This window comes from Rhodococcus rhodnii NBRC 100604, assembly GCF_001894925.1.
Taxonomy (GTDB): Bacteria; Actinomycetota; Actinomycetes; order Mycobacteriales; family Mycobacteriaceae; genus Rhodococcus_F; species Rhodococcus_F rhodnii.
The window spans coordinates 1-6507 of record NZ_BCXD01000054.1 but is presented as its reverse complement, the minus strand read 5'-3'; the positions used below and the strand labels follow the sequence as shown (position 1 = coordinate 6507).

At 64.5% G+C, this 6507-nt stretch carries 2 protein-coding genes and 3 pseudogenes; 1 reads left to right on the top strand and 4 read right to left on the bottom strand.

The window, feature by feature from the left end:
- Position 1 precedes the first annotated feature (1 nt).
- From RR1_RS21740 to RR1_RS21190, 4 genes and pseudogenes are all read right to left on the bottom strand, one after another.
- Positions 2–480 (bottom strand): annotated as a pseudogene (locus tag RR1_RS21740) (ATP dependent DNA ligase).
- Between the two features lie 82 nt (positions 481–562).
- On the bottom strand, positions 563–1465 hold the full coding sequence (locus RR1_RS21205) for a hypothetical protein (protein ID WP_010839984.1): 903 nt from the start codon (positions 1463–1465) through the stop codon (positions 563–565).
- A 162-nt stretch (positions 1466–1627) separates the two neighbouring features.
- Positions 1628–2164, bottom strand: a pseudogene (locus RR1_RS21735) (ATP-dependent DNA ligase).
- A gap of 115 nt (positions 2165–2279) precedes the next feature.
- The gene (locus RR1_RS21190; RefSeq protein WP_010839989.1) at positions 2280–5096 is read right to left on the bottom strand and encodes a DUF4365 domain-containing protein; all 2817 of its coding nucleotides are present in this window, start codon (positions 5094–5096) and stop codon (positions 2280–2282) included.
- A 213-nt stretch (positions 5097–5309) separates the two neighbouring features.
- Between RR1_RS21190 and RR1_RS22190 the strand changes: the two are divergent.
- A pseudogene (locus tag RR1_RS22190) lies at positions 5310–6464 on the top strand (IS3 family transposase).
- Positions 6465–6507: the final 43 nt, after the last annotated feature.

Genomic DNA, 6507 nt, shown 5'->3' with positions numbered 1-6507 from the left:
GTTAGTGCCGGCCCGGCAGGTCGACCTCGTCGGGTGTCTTGTCGTCGCGTAAGCCCTTCCAGCTCAAGTGCCGCAGGCTACCGCCGGTGTACTCGCGGAACTCCACGTCGCCGACTAGCCGCGGTTCCACCCAGTGCGCGCCGCGGGCATCGCGCGCGGGCGCCGCAGTTCGAGTGGGCTGGTGGGCTGCTCGATCTGGTTGAGCTGCTGCCGGAGAGCTCGGCGATCGGCAGTGGTGAATCCGGTTCCGACGTGGCCGATGTAGACCAGGCGGCGGGGCAGCGGGCGTGCGCCGCGGAGATCGAAGCGGCCAGCGGGGTTCGATTCGGGCGAGTTGGCTTTCTCCGAGACCAAGGAAGCCAGCAAGGCGTATGTCGATGCCCAGGCGGCTCGGCTCTCAAGCGCCACGAAATCGCTGCGGCCACGTTCCTCCGGGCTGCGCCGCGCACGCGCAGTTCTGATCTGTGCTGGTGAAATCATCGGCGGCTTCGCGGGCCGACTCGGGACCCCGATGCCGGTCGCCCCGACCATCTGCACATGTACCAGGGAGCGGGCTGGCCGATCAGTCAGTTTCCAGCAGTTGGGCCAGTTCTTGCTGGGTGATTCCCCATGTCCAGTCCCTCGACGGTCGCCGGGTGTGGGTCTGCCACCACGTTTCACACGATGAGGGCGCATCCAACTGCGGTGCAACCGCGTCGTGCATGGGCTGCCACACTTCAGGGTCGAGCGGCGCGTCGTCCATCGGCAGCGGCGACCCCACCTCAGACGCGTATGCCTTGACCGGCGTTTCGAACACCGTCCCGGTCACCACCACTTCGCGCTCGAACAGCTCTGGGTCGAGCGTCAAGACGCCCTCGTCGACGAGCGAACGAACCAGGTACAGAGTCAGATCCGTACATTCGACGATCCGCGTCACGATGCCGACGGCGGCCTTGTACCGCTCGCGGACTCCGAGACCCTTCGACTCAGCCTCCTTGTCGTCGGCGTGCACGACGTCGCCGTAGTACCACGCGTACATCAGATCCTGGTCGGATGCGACACCCTTGTCGGTTGAGATGAAGTACGCCTGTGCGGACTCGTCCCGGGTGGCGACGCCGGCCCACATTTTTCGCCAGTGCTCAATCGGCTCGAAGCATTCAGGGAACTGGCTGTCGGGCGCAAGCGCAGCGATCGAGTCGAGCACCTTCGTATAGTGCAGTTCCTCGCTGGGAAGCGTGAGCGGTCGAAGGCGAGCCGCCAACGATTCGAGCAGTTCCTCCTCGGGGAACTCCTCGCGAAGAAGGTAGGTCGTCTCGTTCGTTCGATGGTCGTGGGTGACCGTGACGTTCATTTCGACGGTCCGTGCCTTCTCCAACAGGTTGCGGTGCTCGCGCCACAGCGAGTGCGACGTGATGCGCCGGGCACGCAGTACAAATGCCCTGAGGCGCTGCTCGTCAGTGAACCGTGGGCGGGGCGGTTTAGCCATCCCCGGATGATAGGAAACTGCACTGTCGTCGACGTGCCAGCATGGAGAGCTGATCCGAATTCCGTAGGTTTCGGTATCTCGCGTCACCAGTGTCGTCGTGGGCACCGACGAGCAGTGAGCCGACCCCGTTGCGGGCGGTGCCGGTGCCGTCTACCCAGCCGATCACGTCACCTCGGTGTTGTTCCGGAGCGGCGTCTTGATCCAAGTCGGCGAGCGGCGGCCGGGCCGGTACGTCGAGTCGACGCGTTTGGCCACGACACCCTCGAGCCCGTGCTCGCGGGCCAGGTCGAGCATCTGCTGGCCGTCGACGTCGGTTCAGTGCGGCGGGACCTGCATCCGAGGGCCCGGCTCCACGAGGTCGGCGAGCGCGGCTCGGCGCTCGAGATACGGCAGTGAGGTCGTCGAGTCGCCTTCGACCTCGAGGACGTCGAAGGCGAAGAACGACACCGGAACCTCTGCCCGGAGCTGCGCGGCCGGCCGCTGCACATGCATGCGACATTGCAGCCGCCCGAACGATGGGCGGCCCTTCTCGTCAAGCGCGACGATGTCGCCGTCCACGACGGCGTTTCGGCCCCTGAGCGCGCCGAGGAGCGCTTCAGCGAGTTCGGGGAATGAAGTCCCGGTGACATCGTTGCCGTTCCGGCTGTACAGGCGGAACTGACGGCTCTGGATGACGGCGATTGCGTTGGCCGTCCCCACTTCCACTCGAACCCCCACCCGGGACTCGACGGGACCTCACCGAGGGTGCCAGCATCGGTGTGGGCGCCGCCTGTGGGGAGGTCATGTAATCGAGTGTGCGCTGCGTCGGCTGTGGTCATTCGGCGATGGGTGCACCGCTGCCAGCCTCGTACTTGGCTACGTAGCGTCGGACTTCTGCGGAGAGGTGGTTTCGGAGGATGTTTGCGACGTGATCGGATGCAGCGGAACGAGGTTGGCCGGGTAGGGTCACCGCGACCATCCGTGCGATGAGGGTTCCGGGGTCCGCCAGGAGACGCTGCAGCAACGTCGAGAAGCGGTCATCGTGCTCATGTCGGTCCGCCGCGATCGCGAGCTGGTTGGCGACATGGGCGCGCATCCAGGGGTTGCTGTCTCGGGACATGGCCCAGAGGGTGTCGAATGCTCCGTCGATGCCGCGTGCGGCGATGACGCGAATCGCGGCTTCGCGCTGTTCGCGGGTCGCGCCTTCCATCAGGTCCCACAGTTCGGTGTCGGAGATGACGTCTGGGTTGATGGCGGCGAGAGCGGCGCCCGCTGCCCCACGGACGTCTCGGCTGCCGATCATCGGCAATGTCCGAACAACGCCCGTGAGCATCAGACAGTGGAGCGGATCGACGAGGGTTGCGGCCACATCGTCCGGAATAGACCCGCCGAGGCGACGTAGACGCGTCAGCACATTCTCGAGGTGAGCTACCCACATCGGAGTGGGCGCGGTCAGGAATCGGCGAACAGGTTCCCATCGTGCCTGTTCCGGATGCCACACGTTGACCAAGACCAGGATGCTGGCGAAGTCGTAGGTGTAGATGGAGTGGCGGCCGTTCTGGAGGGCTGTGATCTGTTCGTCGATCCGCTTTTCGAGGTACGCGCAGAGCGCTTCAACAGTGTCGGTGTCGAGATCGGTTATGTCGCCGAATGCCGCGAGATCGTCGAGATTCCCCTCTCGGATGCCGGCGCGGAGCTGGTCGCGCCGGTCCGAGTCGTCTGTGACCACGATAGCTGTGACGGCTTGGCGAAGTTCGCTGTCGACATCGTCTCTGGCCGACAGCTCAGCGCGGTCGTCCTCAGACCACGCTGCTGGCGGAATACGTCGAAGTACCCTGGCCAAGTCATGCCCCAACCCCACATCCTCCTGGGAGGGCACAGCGAGTAGGTACGTGATCAGTTCGCGTGTTGCGTCGGCGGACAACGCCGGGACGAGAAAGCTCAACGTTTCGATGAGGGTGTGGTCGGGGGAGAAGGTGGGCTGGAATCGATTGATGAACCCATCGATGTCAACGAGATTCGACAGGATCCACCGACAGGCACGATCGGCGGTCGCGTTTTCAAGTACGTCGGCAGCAGCAGCGAGGAGAGCGAGGTCGGCGTGCAGGGAGGTACGAGTCGCGTCATCGAGATTCATGGTGGTAGCGGCGTCACGGACTGCGGCAGCGGGGCCTGAGTCGAGTAGTCGTTTGGCTGCCAGCTTGATCGTTTTGGTGTCTCCGGCGCGGCGCAGGACTGTGAGCGCTCCGGAGATCGTGTCCGTGCTCGATTCGGTAGAGGCGAAGGTGAGTATGTGCTTGGCGAGAAGGGCAGAGGAATGGCGCCAGGCTGAATGGTCGGCGGCCATGCCTGAGAGGAGGGTGGCTGCGCGCAACCGGTACCAGGTGTCGCCTTCGGTCTGGCCCGGGGTGGTGGCGTGATTCGCCCAGGTTCGGAAGTGTTCGTCGAAGTGATCCTGTAGTCCGGATGAGATCTCCTGGGTGCGCCACCATGCGGCGATCGTGTCGCGTCCGGAGATCACCTCTGATAGGTCGCTTCCCCAGCCGGTGGCGGTGAAGATGATGTCGGCGCCGGCCCCTGCGATCGCCATCGCTGTCGGATCGTTGGGTTCGAGGGTCCGGAGGCGTTGGACCGTGGCCGCGATGCTGCGTGCCTGGTCGAGGTTTCCGAGTTCGCTGAGGCATCGAGCCTTGTGGAGGAGTAGCCAATCGCGGTCGACTGGCGCGTACTTCTCAGTGTCGGTGAGCGCGCGCTCAATGGTCTCCAGCCCTGCTCGGGCGTCCTGGTCCTCCATGTGCATCACACAGCTGATCACGCTGGCTGCGGCGATTTCGTGAGGTGTGGGAGCCGTGTCAACCAGCTCTTGGAGCTCGTCGCTGTCCTGACCGTCAATGAGCACGCCGTACAGGGCTGCGTACAGGCGCCACTGCCACTCCGGAGAGGACTTGCACGATTCGAGATCAGGCACCGGGCTTTTGCTGCCGGGCAGTCCCGACGGCTGAAGGTCGTGGAGACGCATCTTGACGAGCAGCGCGATGGCTTCGTGAGCGCTCGCCTCCTCCACGGCCCGGTTGGGGTGGGGCGCGATGAGGCGGGGTGTCAGCAGGGCGTATCGCAGCCGGTCGGTGGATGTCACCCCGGCACCGCCGTTCCACGCGCTGCCTTCCCACCGTGATCCTGCCCGTGAGATGGCGACTTCCAGCAACTCGTCCGCGTGGTCTTCGTCCACTGTCGATTCTCGCGGGACGAGGATCTTCATTCCCACACCGGTGCTTTGCACTTTGTCGGGGGTGATGTGCACCCAGTAGGACGTCTCGGTGTTCTGTTCGTGGAGCACCAGGATGTGAGGCAGGTGGTAGTCGAGCCAGTACTTGATGTGTTCACCGCTGCTGTCTCGGAACCACCATCCGATCGGCTCCCCGTTCGCGTCGCGCTTCGGTTCGTCGAACCACGTCGGTCCGCTCTTGACTTGGGCGCCGACTGGGGCGCCGAGGTCGAGGAGGCCGTCGGCGCGTGCCTGTAGCAGTAGGTCGGTGCCGACTTCTCCGGGCGGGTTGTCTGCGACGTGCCAGCCGAGCTTGAAAAACTGATACCTCACTGCGGCTTCCCCGATGTTGCCGGTCTGGTCCGTCTTGCTCGCCCTCTTGGCCACGATTCCTGCCCTCTACTTATGCGCCCTGAGCAGGGCGTTCCACCCTGGTCGTGTTGAGACCACAGTAGAGAGTGACGCATCGGCCGTGGCCGTTGGCCAGGCGGTGTGAGGGGCGCACACCGGCCCGCATCTGGGCGTGTTTTCGGGACTGCCCCCAGTTTGGTTGACATCTGGGTTGTGAGATTCGGTTCTTGCAGTGAATGGATGTTCACCATGCCCAAGCCGTATCCGAAGGAGTTCCGGCGCGATGTGATCGCAGTGGCCCGCCGCAGCGACGCTCCGCTGCGCCAGATCGCGCAGGACTTCGGGATCTCCGAGACGTGTCTGCAGCGGTGGATGAAGGTGGCCGACCGCGAGGAGAGCGCCGACCGCCCCGGCGGTGCGGCGGCGGACACCGGCGAGGCTGCCGAGCTGCGCGAGGCACGTAAACGGATCAGGGTCCTCGAGCAGGAAGCGGAGGTGATGCGCCGGGCGGTGGGCTACCTGTCCCAGCATGTCAACCCAAAATGATGTTCCCGCTGGTCCTCGACCTTGCCGACGACAGGATTCCCGTCACGGTGACCTACCGGGTGCTCGGATTCTCGCGACAAGCGTTCTACAAGTGGCGCAGCAATCCTGTCTCGCAACGTGATTAGGACGACGCGCATCTCATCGACGCTGCCCGTACGATCCACGCCGACGACCCGGCGTTCGGGTACCGATTCATCGCGGACGAGCTGCCCGGCCACGGCATCGCCGCCGGCGAGAACCGCGTCGCACGGTTGTGCTCACAGGAGAAGATCTGGTCGGTCTTCAGCAAGAAACGGGGCCTGACCAGGAAGTCGGGGCCACCCGTGCACGACGACCTCGTCGACCGCAACTTCACCGCCGACGCCCCCGATCAGGTCTGGCTGACCGACATCACCGAGCACCGCACAGGTGAAGGCAAGCTGTACCTCTGCGCGATCAAGGACGTCTACTCCGGGTGGATCGTCGGCTACTCCATCGACACACGCATGAAGGCATCACTCGCAGTGGCCGCACTGACGCACGCTGTTGCCGCACGCACACCCACCGCAACGATCGTGCACTCCGACCAGGCAGCCAATTCAGGTCCAGAAGCTTCGTCCATGCACTGTCGCACAACAGTTTACGTGGATCGATGGGACGCGTCGGGGCATGCGGCGACAACGCCGCGATGGAATCGTTCTTCGCGCTCCTGCAACGCAACGTCCTCGACCGCCGATGCTGGCGAACCCGCCAGGAACTGCGCCTGGCGATCGTCACCTGGATCGAGACGACCTATCATCGCAAACGTCGCCAACGCAGACTCGGACGACTGACCCCATCGAGTTCGAAACGATCTATCAGGCCTCTACCGCAGTCTGACGACACCCACCCCTGCGTCAACCGAACCGGGGCAGTCCCTCGA